The sequence below is a fragment of the Cohnella sp. 56 genome, from assembly GCF_037963805.1.
Taxonomy (GTDB): Bacteria; Bacillota; Bacilli; order Paenibacillales; family Paenibacillaceae; genus Cohnella.
Genome location: NZ_JAZDQE010000001.1, coordinates 420,852 through 436,779, shown reverse-complemented (window position 1 = coordinate 436,779; position 15,928 = coordinate 420,852). Strand labels below are relative to the sequence as shown.

Annotated in this window: 14 protein-coding genes; 3 read left to right on the top strand and 11 right to left on the bottom strand. The window is 62.6% G+C overall.

All coding sequences use genetic code 11. The features are described from left to right. Window positions 1-225 precede the first annotated feature (225 nt). The 10 genes from VQ071_RS01870 to VQ071_RS01825 form a co-directional block, all read right to left on the bottom strand. Window positions 226-1,200 (bottom strand): ring-cleaving dioxygenase, encoded by a 975-nt coding sequence (locus tag VQ071_RS01870; protein WP_340512136.1) that lies wholly within the window; start codon window positions 1,198-1,200, stop codon window positions 226-228. Window positions 1,201-1,451: 251 nt separating this feature from the next. Then, on the bottom strand, window positions 1,452-2,342 hold the full coding sequence (locus VQ071_RS01865) for a DMT family transporter (RefSeq protein WP_340512134.1): 891 nt from the start codon (window positions 2,340-2,342) through the stop codon (window positions 1,452-1,454). A 229-nt stretch (window positions 2,343-2,571) separates the two neighbouring features. Further along, on the bottom strand, window positions 2,572-2,844 hold the full coding sequence (locus VQ071_RS01860; protein ID WP_340512133.1) for a hypothetical protein: 273 nt from the start codon (window positions 2,842-2,844) through the stop codon (window positions 2,572-2,574). 420 nt (window positions 2,845-3,264) lie between these two features. Then, a complete protein-coding gene (locus tag VQ071_RS01855; RefSeq protein ID WP_340512132.1) occupies window positions 3,265-4,158 on the bottom strand; it encodes a hypothetical protein in 894 nt (297 codons plus the stop codon). Between the two features lie 146 nt (window positions 4,159-4,304). Next, a complete protein-coding gene (locus VQ071_RS01850) occupies window positions 4,305-5,459 on the bottom strand; it encodes a CapA family protein (RefSeq protein WP_340512131.1) in 1,155 nt (384 codons plus the stop codon). 179 nt (window positions 5,460-5,638) lie between these two features. Then, window positions 5,639-6,406 carry an SDR family NAD(P)-dependent oxidoreductase gene (locus tag VQ071_RS01845; RefSeq protein ID WP_340512130.1) on the bottom strand — a complete coding sequence of 256 codons (768 nt, stop codon included), beginning with the start codon at window positions 6,404-6,406 and terminating at the stop codon, window positions 5,639-5,641. A 16-nt stretch (window positions 6,407-6,422) separates the two neighbouring features. After that, the gene (locus VQ071_RS01840; RefSeq protein ID WP_340512129.1) at window positions 6,423-7,265 is read right to left on the bottom strand and encodes a fumarylacetoacetate hydrolase family protein; all 843 of its coding nucleotides are present in this window, start codon (window positions 7,263-7,265) and stop codon (window positions 6,423-6,425) included. Between the two features lie 14 nt (window positions 7,266-7,279). After that, window positions 7,280-8,278 carry a galactitol-1-phosphate 5-dehydrogenase gene (locus VQ071_RS01835; RefSeq protein WP_340512128.1) on the bottom strand — a complete coding sequence of 333 codons (999 nt, stop codon included), beginning with the start codon at window positions 8,276-8,278 and terminating at the stop codon, window positions 7,280-7,282. 13 nt (window positions 8,279-8,291) lie between these two features. After that, a complete protein-coding gene (locus tag VQ071_RS01830) occupies window positions 8,292-9,443 on the bottom strand; it encodes a mandelate racemase/muconate lactonizing enzyme family protein (protein WP_340512127.1) in 1,152 nt (383 codons plus the stop codon). 105 nt (window positions 9,444-9,548) lie between these two features. Next, on the bottom strand, window positions 9,549-10,184 hold the full coding sequence (locus tag VQ071_RS01825; RefSeq protein WP_340512126.1) for a GntR family transcriptional regulator: 636 nt from the start codon (window positions 10,182-10,184) through the stop codon (window positions 9,549-9,551). A gap of 87 nt (window positions 10,185-10,271) precedes the next feature. On the opposite strand from VQ071_RS01825, the gene VQ071_RS01820 reads away from it, so the two are divergent. From VQ071_RS01820 to VQ071_RS01810, 3 genes are all read left to right on the top strand, one after another. Then, window positions 10,272-10,901 (top strand): GntR family transcriptional regulator, encoded by a 630-nt coding sequence (locus VQ071_RS01820; RefSeq protein ID WP_340512125.1) that lies wholly within the window; start codon window positions 10,272-10,274, stop codon window positions 10,899-10,901. Window positions 10,902-10,978: 77 nt separating this feature from the next. Continuing rightward, window positions 10,979-11,335, top strand: coding sequence for an SMP-30/gluconolactonase/LRE family protein (locus VQ071_RS01815; protein ID WP_340512124.1), 357 nt, complete (start codon window positions 10,979-10,981; stop codon window positions 11,333-11,335). Continuing rightward, complete coding sequence (locus VQ071_RS01810) at window positions 11,299-11,526, top strand: SMP-30/gluconolactonase/LRE family protein (RefSeq protein WP_340512123.1); 228 nt, start codon at window positions 11,299-11,301, stop codon at window positions 11,524-11,526. Before VQ071_RS01815 ends, VQ071_RS01810 begins: the two co-directional genes overlap by 37 nt. 1,122 nt (window positions 11,527-12,648) lie before the next feature. Here the strand turns inward: VQ071_RS01810 and VQ071_RS01805 are convergent. Then, on the bottom strand, window positions 12,649-15,918 hold the full coding sequence (locus VQ071_RS01805) for a DUF6259 domain-containing protein (RefSeq protein ID WP_340512122.1): 3,270 nt from the start codon (window positions 15,916-15,918) through the stop codon (window positions 12,649-12,651). Window positions 15,919-15,928 lie beyond the last annotated feature (10 nt).

Sequence of the window (15,928 nt, the reverse complement as noted above, 5' to 3'; positions counted from 1 at the left end):
CCGATCCGCCGCCGACTGCTCCGCCCTCCTTACCGCCGCTTGCATCCTTCCTCCCTTCCTCGCGTTTAAGTACAGCTTTATTATAGTGAGGCGTTCCGGCCGCCTATAAGGCGTGATTTTACGAAGATGGTAGTCGATTCCAAGCACTTCTGAATCCGGACAAAAAACAGGCCAGCCAGAGCTTCGTGGCTGACCTGTACAGAGGTCCTGTGCTCACCTCTCCAATTAAACCGAATCGGGATCGGCTCGAAGCGCCTGCGGAATTAATTCGCGCACCTCGATCGGCAGCAGGTTGGCTTCGATCTGCGCGCGATGCGGCTCGTACCATGAGGGGAGCATGAGCTTGCCGCCGAGAGATTCGGCCGGCTCGTCGTTCGCGAAGCCGGGCGGGTCCGTCGCGATCTCGAACAGAATGCCGCCGCTCTCGCGGAAGTAGATGGCGTTGAAGTATTGGCGGTCGATCACCTCGGTCGGTTGAAATCCGGCTTCGCTCACCTCTCGCTGCCACTGCACATGCTGCTCGAAGTCCGCGGCCCGCCAGGCGATATGATGGATCGTGCCGGCGCCGGGCGCGCCCCACGGCATATCGGCCGTCGGGACGTCGACGATATTGCCGATCTCGCCGGATGCCCGAAAGCGGGTGTAGCCGTCTTCTTCGCCGACGCGGGTCATGCCGAGCACCTGCTCGAGGACGGCTGCCGTCCGCTTGGCGTTCGCGCTGAACAGAATGGCGCCGCCAAACCCCTTGATCGCCTTGTCCGCCGGGATACCGCCGAATTCCCATTCGCTATTCGCGCCTGCTTCGCGCTCGACAAGCTCCAGCCGCAGGCCCTCGTTGTCGTCGAACTGCAAGTAGCGCTCCCCGAAGCGCGACGCCTGCCGAAGCGGGATGCCGAAGCCTGCGAGACGTTCCTCCCAGAAGGCAAGCGCGCCTGCCGGCACGGCATACGTCGTCACGCCGACCTGGCCGCCGCCGATGCGTCCCTTGCGGGAGTCCGGATGCGGGAAAAACGTAATGATCGTGCCGGGGCTGCCGGCCTTGTCTCCGAAGTACAGATGATACACTTCGGGGGCGTCGAAGTTGATCGTCTTCTTGACGAGCCGAAGCCCGAGCACGCCTGCATAAAAGTCCACGTTTTCCTGCGGATTTCTTGCGAACGCTGTAATATGGTGGATACCTGCCGTTTTTTGAATGGTCATAACGCATCGCTCCTCGTCGTATCATATATTCCCAATTCAATTTTCTTTAATTAAAGACATTAACCCGACCAAATCTTCACTTGCTAAATCGGGTCCCGCCGTTGCCATCCCTGCTGCCGACTGATTGTCCTTGCGCTGCGCATATGTCATTCCTCATTCCACGAATTGTTTCGCTTCGTATATATCTTTATTTAAAGATAATTGATTTTAGAATATCTGTCAATACCCGAAGGCAGCGCAGCCATGTGGGATCACGTCGCCCGCCCCTCCTGCGCGCGCGCCCTGCGGCCGAGCGGGACCGCGAATGCGGCGATCAGACTGCCGAACAGCAGCAGGATGCCTGCCGTCTGCCATCCGTCCGGGCGGAAGCCGTCGACGCCGATGTCGAGCAGGATGGCGACCGCCGGATCGACGAATACGGCCACCGAGACGAGCGGAGACGGGAGACGGCGAATGCTGCCAAAGAAAAGCAGGTACACGAGCCCGGTATGGACGACACCCGTCGCGATCGCGTAGCTCCAAGCCGCGCGTCCAAGTCCCGCATAGGCGCCGAAATGCACGAACGGCAGCAGCAGCAGCAAGCCGACCGCCATCTGGATGAGCGTCGTCGCGTATACGCTCGTGCGGCTGACGCTGCGGCCCAGCACCATCGTCGCCGCATAGAAAAAAGCGGCCGCGACGCCGCAGAGCATGCCCTTCCAGCTCGGCGAGGCGCCGCCGAAGCCGCCGCCTCCCATAATCAGCACCGTCCCGGCGAAGCATCCGGCAAGGGCGAGAATCGCCGGCAGGCCGAGCTTGTCCCGGAAGATCAAACCGCCCGCGATCAGCGCAAGAAACGGCGCCAGATGATACAGCGAGATCGCGATCGTCACGGACACGAGCCGGAACGCGGTGAACAGGAACACCCAGTTGAGCAGATTGGATATGCCGCAGGCTGCGATGAGCAGCGCCTCCCGCACGCTCCAGCGTTCGCGCCTGAAGCTGCCGGTGAGCAGCCAGGCGGCGAGCAGCACCGCCGCAGCGCAGACGCACCGGACAAAGACGAGCTCGACCGCCGGCAATCCCGTGCGCGCAGAAAAAAAGCCGACCGAGCCGAATATGGCCATCGATATCATGAGCTGCATTAAAGCCGATTTGTGCATGATCCGGATGTGCTCCCGTGCTGTCAGATTAATCCCGTCGCTAACTGTACTATAGAAGCAGGACAAAAAACAACGCAGAGACGACTGGCAAATCCGCCTGCTCCCCTGCAGGCGCCGTTGCCGGCCTGCATGATCGTCACCTTGCCGGCCTGCATGATCGTCACCTTGCCGGCCTGTTGGCGGGCGAGCCGCGAATATAATCTTGTCCGGCTCGCATCCGCCGGCTCCCCTACAGGCGCCGTTGCCGGCCTGCATGATCGTCATCTTGCCGGCCTGCTGGCGGGCGAGCCGCGAATATAATCTTGTCCGGCTCGCGGAGCAGATAGCGCGCGTCCGCCAGCCGGATCAGCTCCTCGCCGGCCTCGACGGGCATGTATTCAAGACGGAGACGGGCATAAGCCCGATTCAGTACTTGATCCGCTACCGCATCGAGGTGGCCAAGCAATACCTCGAGACGACCGGGGTGCGTCGGGACGGCGCCGGGCGGCCAGTCGCGCATCAAGGAGCAGGGATTAAGCGCTTCGGCCGGGCCGTCCTTGTGCCGGTTCGGCTGACGTTCCGATCGGTCGGCCTATCGTCGCCCGGGTCGTTCTTCCGCCGCAATGCCTGCAAATATACATCTTTTTCCGCCGGTTTCGGCCCTTTTATCGAGAATAGATGCAAAAGTGCAGTTATTTTTAATCCATCAGCCGAATCTCCGGCCTGCGCTTTGCATTTACCTGCGCATTTGCAGGTATTCCGTCACGCGCAGCCATCCGGCAGAAAATACATGTATAAATGCAGGTTTTCGTGCTCCGCAAGCCGCCGAGGAGCTGCGGCATGCCGAAGCTGCGTATACCTCCTACGAATCGCCGCATAAAAAACGCGGAATCGCGATTTCTAGAGGACATTGCATACTCGAATGGGCGAATCGAGTCGGGAGCTACACGCCTACAGTCCGCTTCTCGTTGCCGACCGTCCTTGTCTCGCGCATCACCCGGCGCAGCGCCGACGCGCCGGCGGCCAGCGAGATCAGGAAGCAGATGCCTGCTGCGATCGGCAGCGGCGACCATTCCAGCAGAGCGCGGCCTTCTATCGTTTGCCAGCCGATCGCGGCGAGGCCGAGCAGATACGAGCTGCCGGCGATATGGACAAGAGCTCGCCTTGCCCGCGCATTCGCACCGGTACGCTCGACGAGCCAGGAGACCAGCGGCACGGCCTGAAGGGCATGGAAGCCGAGTCCGTGCAGCCAGATGATATTGCCTTCCGCGCCGGTGAACCGGCTCTGGCTGATCGAGATCCAGATGCCCGCCGCGAACGAGACGGAGACGGCGATCATGGCGTAGCGGATCCCGATCGCCATCTCCGGTCGCAGCCTATAGGCTCTCGAACGGAAAAATTGAACGCCTGCATAGAGATAGAAAACAATAAGAAGCATCGCGACGAGCCCGAATAGATTGCCGACCGCCTGATCGAAAGCCGAGCCGTTCTCGACGAATCTCGGATTGACGCCCCGGAAATTTTGAATCGTCTCCGCGCCGTAAGCGTAAAGGGCAAGAACGATATACACCCTGCGGAACCAAACCCGGCTTTGCTCGCCCAGCGCCGATAGCGGCATGATCGCCGCGGTCGACAACAGAAACACGCCCAGCGCCGCGTTGAACGAGAACGCCTTGGATACGTCGCCTCCCGGCGCGATCTCCCCTCCGTTAATCAGCGTCCAGATCCCGCACAGCGCCGCCAGCATAAATCCGAGGAGGCCGGTCAACACCAGCCCCTTTTCGCCTTCGAACAACTTCCTTCCTTGCTTTGCTCCTTGATCGGTATCGCTCTTCATATCCCCCGCATCCCTTCCCGTGAGTTGATACTCTCACTTTACTGGAAGGGATTGGCATACCGGAACGGCCTTAAGATGAGTCTGCTGCCGGACCTGAAGAGGTTCTCCCGCTCCGCCGGAGGTCCTGCGCCGGCGCCGGCGCGCGATTATTTCTGCTGCAAAAATGTCTGATCGTGCAGCTCTACGCGATAAGACAAGTCCTCCAAATATGCGAGCTGTGCGGCTTCGTACGCCGCATCCCGCTTCACGATCCGGTTGTTCCGGATAGAGAGCGGACGAAAGGAAATGCCGACCTGCCCTTTGTCCAGCGTAAGCTTGAGCAGGCCCGTGTCCGCCTTCTTTCCTTTGACATAATCGGGAAAAAGAAAGTTGCCGATGGAGTACGCGATCGGTTTGCCTTTATGGAACTCGAAGCCTTGCAGCACATGCGGATGGCTGCCAACGACCGCGCTGGCGCCTGCGTCCAGCATATCCGCCGCCAGCTTGTGCTGCCAGGGCTGCGGCGTAGTCGTATTTTCAACGCCCCAGTGGATAAAAACAAGGACATAATCCGCCTCCTTGCTCGCGGCGCGGATGGCCTCCAGAAACTTTTCCGGCTCATAGGCGCTGGCGACGCCGGGCTTCTTGTCGGTCGCCTTCCAGGCGGTCGTCGGCATGAAGCGCGTTACCGCGCCTATTTTAACCGTAACGCCGTTCAATTGAACGGTCTCGAAGCGAAACGCCTCCTCCTCGTTCAGGCCCGCGCCGACATGACGCAAGCCGGCCTTCTCGACGTTCTTGAGCGTGTCTCTTAAGCCTTTCTCCTTATAATCGAGCACGTGGTTGTTGCCTAGCGACACCATATCGAAGCCCGCATGCTTGATCCCGTCCAGCGAGCCCGCCTCCGACTTGAAATTAAAGCGCTGGTTCAAGTCTTTATCCGACGCCTCCGTTACCGACGTCTCCAGATTAAGCACAGCATAATCCGCCTTGGCAACCTCGTCCTTGATCTGACTGAAAGGATAATCGACGCCGTGCCGGCGAATCGCTTCTTTGACGCTGCCGTCCATCATCGTATCGCCCGCGAAAATCATCTTGATCGGCTTCGTTTGCCTGACGGAAACCGGAATCGGGGTCGCCATGCTCGCCGGCGGGCCGGTCCGGGGGACGGCTTGGGGGATCGATGCATCGGCATGCGAGACGGGGGGCGAATGCAGAGCGCCGGTATGCGGGGCCGCGGAGCCGCCGCCCGGTTGCACGCCGCATCCGCTCAGCGCCGCGGCGACGGCCAATAAGCCTAAAGGTCTGTTCCAACGTTTCAAAGTCGATCACCTCGCAATCTGTTTGATTCAATGTATCAACCGGATATTTCAAAAATGCAGAAAGGTTGTATCCATCCGGTAACGAAGCGGTAAACAAAAAAGCATGCGCGGACGCTCGGAAAGCGTTCGTGCATGCTTATTATTTGGAAAACGGATGCCTAAAAATGATTAAAAAGCGACTAAAGCTCCACCGTCATGCCGCCGTCGGCCACCAGCGTCGCACCCGTCATGAACGAGTTGTCGGGACTGGCCGCGAACATGACGACGGACGCGATCTCCTCCGGCTGTCCGACGCGGCCTATCGGCTGCGACTCGTCCCATTGCTTCATAATCTCGTCCTGCGGCGTATCGAGATTTTTGACGCTGCTCTCGAGCATCGGCGTCCGCACCGCGCCCGGCAGCACCGTATTGGCGCGGATATTCTGCTTCGCGAAGTCGAGCGCGATGGCCCGCGTGAGCCCCGCGATGCCCGCCTTCGACGCCGCGTAGGCGGAGTAGCCGTCCAGCGTCGCGAGCGCGTGCACCGAACTGACGTTCACGATCACGCCGCCCCCCTGCTCCAGCATGACCGGAACGACGCCCCGGCAGAACAGGAAGACGGAGGTGAGATTGTTCGTGATGACGCCGTTCCACTGGTTCAGGCTCATGTCGGTCAGCCGAACCTGCGGACATACCGCCGCATTGTTGACCATGACGTCGATCCTGCCGAAAGTCTCCCGCGTGTCTCTAATGACCCGGGTCACGTCGGCTTCGGACGAGACGTCGGCGGCCATCGCGACCGCGCGGCCGCCCGCCGCGGCGATCTCGTCGGCGACTTCCTGCACCTTCGAGAGGGTGCGGCCGACCGCGACGACCGAAGCCCCGGCGCCCGCGAACCGCAGCGCGATCGCGCGACCGATGCCCCCTCCGCCGCCCGTTACGATCACGACTTTATTTTCCCAGCTCATCGCCGCACCTCGCCGTTCATCGGATTTGTTCGGATACGAACGTATTGCGCAGCGTGCCGATCCCCTCGACCGTCGCCTCGACGACGTCTCCCGGCTTCAGCCACACCTGCGGCTTCTTCCCCATGCCGACGCCCGGCGGCGTCCCCGTGCTGATGATGTCTCCCGGCCGGAGCGTCATCGTATTGGACAGAAACGAGACCAGATACGGGATATCGAAAATCAGTTCTTTCGTATTCGAATCCTGCATCGTCTCTCCGTTCAGCTTGAGGGAGATCGCGAGCTTGCCCGGATCCGCGATCTCGTCGCTGGTCACGATCCACGGTCCCGTCGGCGCGAAGCCGTCGATCGCCTTGCCGCGCGTCCATTGGGGCTCGTTCAACTGAATGTCCCGCGCGCTCACGTCGTTCAGCACCGTGTAGCCGAATACGTAATCCATGGCCGATTCAAGCGGCACGCGCTTCGCCGCCTTGCCGATGACGACGGCCAGCTCCACCTCGTAGTCGCACTGCGTCACTTCCGGCGGTATGGCCACTTCGTCCTCGTGCCCGGTCAGGCAGTTGTTGTATTTGGGAAACAGGACCGGCACCTTGGGCACCTGCATGTTGGACTCGATCACGTGGTCGTGATAGTTCAGCCCGATGCAGACGATTTTCTCCGGATCGGTGAGCGGCGACAGCAGCTTCACGTCGCTCAGGCGATAAGCGGCCCCTTGCGCCAACGCCCGGACGTCTCCCGACTCGATGACGTTCCGCATCGTCCCCGCCGCGTTCAACGCGACGATCTCGTCTTCTTCTCTGAGTACGCCTACCTGAAGCTTGCGCGCTTCATCCTGCCGTTCGTAAAATTGCACGAGCTTCATCTAAGCTGCGCCTCCTATTCTAATGTTAAAAAAATCTTCGCGATCTTGCCCGGTCCGCCGATCAGCTTCTCGAACGCGGCGCCGCCCTCGGCAAGCGGCGTCGTCTCCGTCCAGGGCAGCAGGTTGATCCGCCCCTGCCCGATCCAGCGCAGCGCCGTCTCGAAGTCGTCGCGCGAGTAAGCGAACGCGCCCTTCGTACCGATCTCGGCGCGGATCATGTCGTTGATCGGCAGCCGGCTATCCGCTTCGTGCAGGCCGGTGAAGACAACCGTCCCGCCCGGACGCGCGGCCGCCACGCTTTGCTGCCGCGTCGCCTCCGCGCCGACGGCGTCGATCACGGCGTCGAACCCTTCGCCGATGCCGCCCGGCAGATCGTCCAGGCTCGATACCGCGATGCCCCCGAGCTCCCGGGCGATCTCGAGCCGCGACGCGTTCAGGTCGACGATGGCCGCACCCTGGATGCCGTACACGGCCGCCGCCTGCAGCGCGAACAATCCGATCGGCCCCGCGCCGTAGATGAGCAGCCGGTCCGCCGGCGCGAGCGCGAGCAGGCGGCAGACGTGGATCGCGCAGGCGTACGGCTCGGCGAGCGCCCCTTCGGCGAACGACACATGGTCGTCCAGCCGGTACACATTGCGCGCCGGCACCGCCGCGAATTCCGCGAACGCGCCCGGCCGGTGCGCCCCGAGCAGCTGGCGGGCGCCGCACAGCTGCGACGCCCCGTTCAGGCAATATCGGCATTTCCCGCAGGTGACGAGCGGGTTCGCCGTCACCCGATCCCCGACTTGGAAACCGGCCGCCCGCTCGCCGACCTGCTCGATCGTGCCCGAGAACTCGTGCCCCATGATCAGCGGCGGCTTGCGCAGCGAATTGTGCCCGAGATACCCGCCCAGCTCGGAGCCGCAGATGCCCGCATGCGACACGCGCACGAGAACCTCGTCCGGCTGCAGCGCAGGCAGCGGGACCTCCCTCATATTCATCGTGCGCGGTCCTTCGTATACTAACGCCTTCATGCCCGTTCCCTCCTCACGATTCGACCGGCTCCCGCTTCTCCCAGCCCTGTTTGAACAGCGGCAGCCAGTGGCCGGGAGCGTACGGATATTTGGCGGCTTCCTCTAGGTTGAACTCGACGCCGAGACCCGGCCGTTCGGGCGGCTGGAGATACCCGTCCACGACCTTGAACGGCGGGCTGAAAATATCCTGCGCCCACGAATGGTTGAAGTCGTCGAAAATCTCGTGAATGAAAAAGTTCGGCGTCGCCATGTTCAGGTGGGAGCAGACGATCGAGCAGATCGGGCCCTGGGCGCTGTGAGGCGCGGTGACGCCGTTGTGCGCGTGGACCATGCCGGCGATCTGCTTGGAGGCGGTCAGGCCGAGGAACTGCGGCTCGAGCTGGATGATATGGACCGCGTCGTGCTTCAGCAGCTCGGCGAACTGCTCGCGGTTATAGTAGTCCTCGCCGCATGCGATCGGCACCGGGCTGCGCTTCGCCACTTCGACGACCGACGAGACGCGGGACGGCGGCACGGGTGCCTCGAACCAGGTCGGGCTGTAGGGCGCCATCGCTTCGGCGAACTGCAGGGCGGTGTGCACGCTGAACCGGTTGTGCCCTTCGACGAGGATGTCGACGTCCGGACCGACCGCCTGGCGGACGGCGGCGATGTTCCGGACGGCGCCTGCAAAATCGGCGCGCTCGACAGTGCGCCAGGCCGCGCCGAACGGATCGAACTTCAGCGCCGTATAGCCCTTCTCGACGACTTCCTTCGCCTGGCTGTAGAAGCTCTCTTCGTCGTTGCCACCGCGGTACCAGCCGTTCGCGTAGCAGCGGAGCTTGTCGTGGCACCTTCCTCCGAGCAGCTTGTAGATCGGCTGTCCGGTCGCCTTGCCCATGATGTCCCAGCACGCGGTCTCAATCGCCGCCAGCGCGGAGCCCTGCACTTGTCCGCCGTCCGAATAGACATCGCGGATGAGCTTGAGCGAGATCGTCTCCACGTCGAAAGGATCCATGCCCAGCACGAGATGCTTGAGCTCGTGGATCGCGGCTTCGACCGTTTTGGCAAGCCCATTCAGCGTTCCTTCGCCCAGGCCCGTCAATCCCTCGTCCGTATCCAACTGCACGAACAGCCAGTTTTTCCACGGGTTCCCCACGATATAAGTGCGCACGTCCGTAATTTTCATGCCGCTTAACCTCCGTCTGAAAGGATGAGTTAAACGTAGCACGACGAAATTGGACGCTCAAGATGTCACACTTGTATACATCAACGAAACCGGTGCATCGGCCCGTCAGAGCATGATCTGCTTCACGAATTCGATATGGTCGCGAATCAGCCATTCGGTGAGCGACGGGTCGTCGCCGGCCAGCGCGTCCCGAATTTTCCGGTGCTCCTCCAAGCTGCCCCACAGCCGGCTTTTATTTTTGTAAAACGTGGTGCGCACGGCCATCAAAAACTTGTCCTGGATACGCGACATCGCGTCGGCGTACTCTTCGTTGGCCAGCCCGGCGATGATCGCTTCGTGGAACTGCCGGTCCAGCTCTACGTAGCCCACGATGTCCTCGCGTTCCGCCGCCTCCGCCTGCCTGTCCAGATTGGCGTCCAGCCGTTCGAAAAAGGCCCGGTCCATGTTGCCCGTCAGCCTGCCGACCGCGAACGTCTCCAGCGACAGCCGCAGCTCGTAGATGTCCATGATCTTCCGCAGCGAAATCTCCTGCACAACGAAGCCCTGGTTCGGCATCAGCTTCACCAGTCCCATCATCTCCAGCCGGTCCAGCGCCGACCGGATCGGCGTCTTGCTCATCTGCAGCGCCTCGCTGAGCCGCCGCTCCGACAGAAACGTTCCTCCGCCCCATTCTCCCTGGACGATCCGCTCTTTGATTTTTCGAAAAGCCTCGTCCCTCAATGTCGTACCGGTCTCGGGCATCGTCTGCGATCTTCCTTTCCGATGGCGCATGTTCTATGATTATCATACTCGATTCATCGAATCTCGCGAGAGAGAAGGACTTCAAGTATGGGCAAACCGACTCTGCGCCAACAAGCTTACGCCCGCATCCTGCACATGATCGAAACTGGAGAATGCCCGAAGGGCTCGGTCACCTCCGAGGTCCAGTTGGGCCGTCTGCTCGACATGAGCCGCACGCCGGTCCGCGCCGCGCTGCAGCAGCTTGAGCTCGAGGGCTACGTACGGATCGCCTCCAAGCACGGCGTGCTGATCCTCGACTCCTCGTCGCAGCGCGTGGGGGATCTGCTCGAGCTGATCGGCTCCATGGCGCTATTCGCCGTAAGTGCCGCATTTCCGGCCGGGCAGGAGACGCTGCCGACATGGTCGCGCGGCATGTCCGAAGCGTATGGCGCCTTAAGCGCCCGCGATCCGGCGGACATTGGCGCCTTGGCCGCGTTCGAGTACGAGCTCCTGAACGGGCTCATCCTGCGCTGCAACAATAGCGAGATGACCAAAGCCTTTCAAACTTACGCTGCCCGCCTGTTCTGGCATCGCAATGTCGGGCGGTGGCAAGCGCCCTATGCAGGCCGGACCCGCGTTCAGGTCGCGAAGCTGATCGAGGCCGTCGCTGCGGGCCCGGAGCCGTTTCGCGAGGCGTTGTTCGACTACCTGCATACGCTCAAGCTGACGTGGAATTAAGCAAGTATACAAGTGTCGCTGCTTGAGCGAGGCGAGGCGCGCTTGATACGTTAGATCGCGAATGGAGGTTCTATGCGATGGCAGCGGATTCGAAAATAACGGCTGTGCTCGCCTGCGACGCGCAGGCGCAGCTGGATGAAGGGCCCGTATGGGACGGCGATGATGTCAGCATTCCGAACGGACTGGCGTGGTCGGCAGACGGCGTCGCGATGTACTACATCGATACGTCGACGCAGCGCGTGTTCGCCTTCGACTACGACTTGGCGTCGGGTGCCGTAGCCAATCGCCGCGAGGTAGCGGAGATTCCCGAGGACGAGGGCTCTCCCGACGGGATGACCATCGACGCCGAGGGCATGCTGTGGATCGCCCATTGGGGCGGCTGGCAGGCGGCTGGCAGGTGTCCCGCTGGAATCCGGCGACCGGGGAAGCACTGATATCCGTGCCGGTGCCCGCCGCGCAGGTGACCTCTTGTGCGTTCGGCGGCGAGCGGCTGGACTGGCTGTACATCACGACGGCGCGCGTCAGTCTCGGTGAAGCCGAGCTTGCGGAGCAGCCCCACGCGGGCGGGCTTGTCTGCGCAGCCGTCGGCGTGCGGGGGCTGCCGACGAATCTATACGCCGGCTGAGCCGGTCAAGAGGAAGTCGCTGGGAGCCGGCCGCCGTCATCGGCGACCGACACGGCACGGCACGCCACGCCTGCCGCGGGCCGGGCGATTAGCTAGCGCGCGGCCCCGCGCCCTGCCGTGCCGCTAGCCACGTTGCCGATGCCTCAATCGCCGCGCCTCTGACACCGTGATGCACATTTTCTGTGCATCATCGCACCCGCCGCCGCTGCTAGCCACACCGCTGCCGCCACCATGCACATTTTCTGTGCATCATCGCGCCCGCCGCCGCTGCTAGCCACACCGCCGCCGCCACCATGCACATTTTCTGTGCATCATCGCGCCCGCCGCCGCTACTAGCCACACCGCTGCCGCCACCATGCACATTTTCTGTGCATCATCGCGCCCCCCCGCCGCTACTAGCCACACCATTGCCGCCACCATGCACATTTTCTGTGCTTCATCGCGCCCCCCGCCGCTGCTAGCCACACCATTGCCGCCACCATGCACATTTTCTGTGCATCATCGCGCCTGCCCCCGCTGCTAGCCACACCGCTGCCGCCACCATGCACATTTTCTGTGCATCATCGCGCCCGCCGCCGCTGCTAGCCACACCGCTGCCGCCACCATGCACATTTTCTGTGCATCATCACGCCCGCCGCCGCTGCTAGCCACACCGCTGCCGCCACCATGCACATTTTCTGTGCATCATCACGCCCGCCGCCGCTGCTAGCCACACCGCTGCCGCCACCATGCACATTTTCTGTGCTTCATCGCACCCGCCGCCGCTACTAGCCACACCGCCGCCACCATGCACATTTTCTGTGCATCATCGTGCCTGCAACCAATACCTGCCGCGCCTCTGTCGCGTAACATGCACATTTTCTGTGCATCATCGCGCCCTCCGCCGCTGCTAGCCACACCGCTGCCGCCACCATGCACATTTTCTGTGCTTCATCGCGCCCCCCGCCGCTGCTAGCCAAACCATTGCCGCCACCATGCACATTTTCTGTGCATGGTTAGACGTCTTGATGCACCAAACATTCCTTTGCGCCCGCCCCGCACGCGTGACAAAGAAGCCGCCCCCACAGTCCTTGACGGACATGCGGGACGGCCTCTTCTTTTATTGCGCCACGGCCCTGCCTGTTAAGGCAAAGCCTCCAGCTTCGGCTCTCCCCAGAAAGCCCAGTCGTAGCCGTAATCCCCCAGCGAGTCCGTGATCAAGGTGATGACGACGGTCTGGCCGGCATAGGCGGAAAGAGAGACGCTAAACGGCGTCCATGCCCCGCCCGGCTGCAGATCGTCGGACCAGAGCTCGCTGCCGTTCACGGCCACGCGGAAGCCGACGCCCTGCGAATCCTCCGCGCCGTCCTTGATGCCCGCGAATCCGGTCAGCTTCGCGCCGCCCGCAGGCAGCGTCACCACATAGTCGACGCGCGTCTGACCGCGCTGCGGCGGATGCGCGTCGAGCCCCTGCTTCGTCACGCCCAGCACGGCGCCGCTCCCGACCTTGCCTCCGAACGGATCCTGCGGCGGCGCGGTCGTCCCGTCCTCGAACAGCAGGCTCGAATCGAATGGCTGCGCGGTCAAGGACAGCGGAAGCTGAACAGTCCCGCCCGCGCTGTAAATCAGATAAACCTGATCGGTCGCAGGCGCCGTGATCTTGTAGCGGTTCGCACCTAGCGACGTATAAGCCGCCAGTCCGGAGGCCGAAGCCACCGAAGCCAGCTGCCGTGGGCTGACGAGTGTCAGCTCCACGCTGCGCGCCGCTCCGGTCTGTGCCAGCGCGACATGCGGCGCCACCCAGACGGCGGAGTCGTTGTCGACCGTCGTGCCGGGATGCGTCTCCATGCGAATCGTGACCTCCTTGCCCTTCAGCGAAGACAGGTCCAGCGTTACCGGCGTCGGCGTCGCGCTGTGGCTGAACTGCTCCGCGCTCAGCACCGGCCGCGTGGCGGCGGGCGCCGCCTTTTCCCAGGCGTACGCCTTGAACGTGACGCCATCGCTGCTCGCGACGTTCACCTCCGAGCCGAGTTGGACTCCGGCCTCGAAGGTCGGCGTGCGGTCCGCCGGCAGCGTCACGTCGAACTCGAGCCACGTATGCCCGCCCTGCCACACGCCCGAATACGGCGGATGAGCGAGGATGCGATCGCCCCAGTGCTGCACGGTCCCGCCCTGCTCAAATGTATACGAGAATCCGTTCGTGGAGGAAAAGGCTGCGGCCGTCTGATGCACGGTACCGTCGGCGAGCTTCTCGCCCGCACGAATCGGCCCGGCATAGTTCATAAAGTCGACGGCCCCAGGCTGCTGCAGATCCTGCAGGGACAGCACGGTATGGTTCGTATGGACGGCCACCGACTTCATCGCGACGTCCGCCGCCATTCCGTCGATGTGGAAAGCCGTCTGGTCGCGCGGTTCGCCATCATACAGGTACGTCTTATCCGGGTTCAGGCCGAACAACTTGGCGCTGTCATACAGATACCACCCCGGTATCCGTCCAGGCAGCGTCACGCTGTCTGAACCGTACAGGTAACGCACCACCTCGACATTGCCGCCCGAGCCCCCGGTCCCGTAGACGGTCAGCTTTTCTCCGTAGGCATCCCGCTCGTATTTGGCCGACTTCCCGCTCGCCGTCTTAAAGGTAAACAGCGAATCGCCGTTCCACTGGCTGAAGTCGATCTGCGGCTTGTTGTCCTGGTACCAGCGCGCCTCCGCGAACAGCTGCTCCATCAGCGGCGACGGGTTCGCGACTTGCGCGTAGTTCGGCCGGGTCAGCATCGGAATCGCGCCGAGCCGGTTCTGGACGACCTTGTGCCAGGCGATGAAGTAGTCCTCGGTCAGCGGATTCGCATGATCGGGGTGTCCGTAGATGGTCGTATAAGGAGCGAAGATGGCCGAGCTCGCAGGCACGACCTGGTCGATCTTGCTGTCGTCCCAAGTGCCGGTCTGCGCGAAAATGCCGTACGCATGCCGCTGCGCAAACGACTCGTACCGGGTCGTAACCTCGTTCAGGCTCTCGCCGCCGAGCGCAACGTTAGCAGGCAACTGCTCTCTCAGCTCGCGGTGCAGCGCGAGGTTGCCCTGCAGCATGTTGCGTCCGTCGATCATGCCATTGGCATCGTTGTACATGAGCAGTGACTGGTCGAGATGAATGCCGTCCGGATGCAGCGTCTGGACGAGCTGCACCATCTTGCCGACGAACAGCGTCCGCCACGCCTGCGAAGCGGGATTGATCTGCGCGAACTTGATGTGGCTCGAGCCTGCGGTATATTCGGAGAAAACCGGCTGCAGCGAAAAGGGATCCTTGACCTGATACGGCTGCAGCGATGCAAACGCCGGATTGTTGGGATCGACGCCGAAGATGTTGACGTACAGCATGACCTTGAAGCCGAGCGCCTGCGCCGCCTGGATCTTGGCCGCGATATCGGCCTTCGGCGTATAATCCGGGAAGTCGACATCGTACGGATCCTCGCGCCAGCCGGGCACGACAAGCAGTGTCTGCGACGGCTCCACCTCCTGCGCCAGCGCGCTGAGCGTCTGCGCGTCCTCCAAATCCGTCAGCACGGTGAACTGCACGTCCTTGGCCCATGCGGGTTGCAGCTTCGACAGCTTGGACAGATCGAACTTTTTGTCCGCCCACGTCCGGTACAGCGTCGCCCCGTTCACCCAGTCGCCCGTATAGGCCTTGAGCCGCCAGCCGGTGGACACGGCCTTGCGAACCTGGGCGAACGGCGCCGGCGCGTACGTCTCCACGCCGACATAGAAATTGCCGTTCTCATGCTTCACGTGCAGCGACTTGAAAAACCGGGCGTCGTCGTCGCCGTGGACAAGCATGCCGCCGCCGCTGCCCTGAATGATAAACATCTGCGCTTCCCAGACGTTCGGATAATCGAACTGCTGGAAGCCGTAAGCGGCGTCCGGCGACTCGGCCGTCAGCCGGATGCCGCCCAGCACCGGGAGGATCAGGTCGTACGCATCCGGCACGACCAATCCCCACTGGACGCCCGAGATGCCGCCCGTCTGCGTATCGGCATTCTGGCTGATCGTGAGCGTGCCGTCGTACTTGGTCGCCACGGTCGTCTCCAGCTCGGCGAGGCTCTGGCCGCTGCCCCACGTCTGTCCGTACGTCGTATGCCCCTTTTTAACAGTCGAGGCCGAGACAGCCGTGTCGTTCCATAGGCCGCTGCCGCCGCCCAGCGTCCGGTGCCGCATGCCTGTCAGCGCAGTGCCGCTCCCCTTGGCCAGCGTTGCCGTGCCATAGGTGAAGTTCAGCGCGCCCGTCGAGGCGTTCAAGGTCACGGCGGGACCGCCGGCCGCAGCCGGCCCGCCCCCCGCGAGCGCTCCCGCCCAGATGATGACGGCGGCAAGCCCCGTCATCATCGTCTTCTTCCACTTCCCGCTCCAACTCGCATTCATCGTCGCATCC